We start from the raw sequence: 1,248 nt of genomic DNA on the forward strand, positions 1-1,248 counted from the left end.
TCAGTATTTCCGGATGAGTGGGGCTTGTTCGGGGGGCGCGGCGGGTGCTGCGAAGAGGTAGCGGAATCCGACCGAGACGATGTCGGCGCTGGAGTCGACGGTGCCGGCGAAGGCGATGTTGCCGATGTTGTAGTCGCGGCCGAGGCCGGCCAGGATCCGCGCCCGGTCGAGGAAGAAGTGCGAGTAGGCGAGGTTGAGGGTCAGGCGCTCGTTCCAGCGGTAGCTGGCGCCGACCGAGAGGTTGTAGCGGTCGCCGTCGGGCAGGCGCACCGAGCGGTTCGAGAAGTCGATCGGCGAGGTCTCGTAGGCGAAGCCGGTCCGCAGGGTCAGGCTGGCGGACGCGTCGTACTCGGCGCCGATCGCGTAGGTGTAGCCGTCCTTGTAGTTGAGCGGCAGCGCGTTCACCGGCAGGCCCAGCGTCTTCGAGACGATGCCGACGGTGCCGAGCCTCGACCAGTTGTCCCACTCGAAGCCGAGGTTGACCCGCGCCACCGGCGAGATCGCCTGGGTGAGGCCGACGCTGAGCTTGTCGGGCGTGTTGAGCTTCGCGCGGACCGGCCCGGCCAGCGGCGCCAGGGCGACCAGCGGCACGCCGATCGAGCCGTCGATGTCGTGGTGCACCGAGGAGCGGTAGCCGATGCCCAGCACGGTGCCGTCGCGGGGGGTCAGGGTGGCGCCGGCGGTGAAGCCCGCCCCCCACGACTCGCCCTTGAGGAAGGAGCTCGGATAGGCGGTCGGGGCCAGGCCCGGGACCGGCAGCGCCTGCCGCAGGGTCAGGCGGAAGTACTCGATGTTGGGGCCGGCCGCGACCGAGAGCCACTCGTTGACCTTGAAGCCGAGGACCGGGTTGATCGCCAGCGAGAAGATCCGCGACGAGCGGCCGTAGACCTCGCCGGCCCAGACGTCGCGCGGCTTGGTCACGAGGCCGAAGGGCGCGCCGGTGGAGAGGCCGAGCCAGAGCCGGTCGTTGAGCTGGTAGGAGGTCGCGCCCGCCGGCACCACGGCGCCCTGGCCGATGTCGCCCGAGCCGCCCAGCCGCGCAAAGCCCGGATTGGTCCCGGCATCCGGACGGATCTCCGAGGACAGGCCGATGAAGGTGAGGTTCTGCTCCGCGACGAAGCCCGGGCGCATGGTGATCGTCGCCGGGTTCCAGAACATCGACGACACGCCACCCGAACCCGAAGCCGCCCCCGCCCAGGCCAGACCCTGCGCCTGCGTGCTCTGCTCCCGGATCCCAAAGGCGCCGGC

General features: G+C 70.7%; 1 protein-coding gene. It reads right to left on the reverse strand.

Annotated features, from left to right (window positions below; translation table 11 throughout):
* Positions 1-1,248 (reverse strand): OmpP1/FadL family transporter (locus MKK82_RS28725; RefSeq protein ID WP_238294283.1); only part of this gene is annotated, 1,248 nt, incomplete at its 5' end.

This window comes from Methylobacterium sp. E-046, assembly GCF_022829625.1.
GTDB classification, from domain to species: domain Bacteria; phylum Pseudomonadota; class Alphaproteobacteria; order Rhizobiales; family Beijerinckiaceae; genus Methylobacterium; species Methylobacterium longum.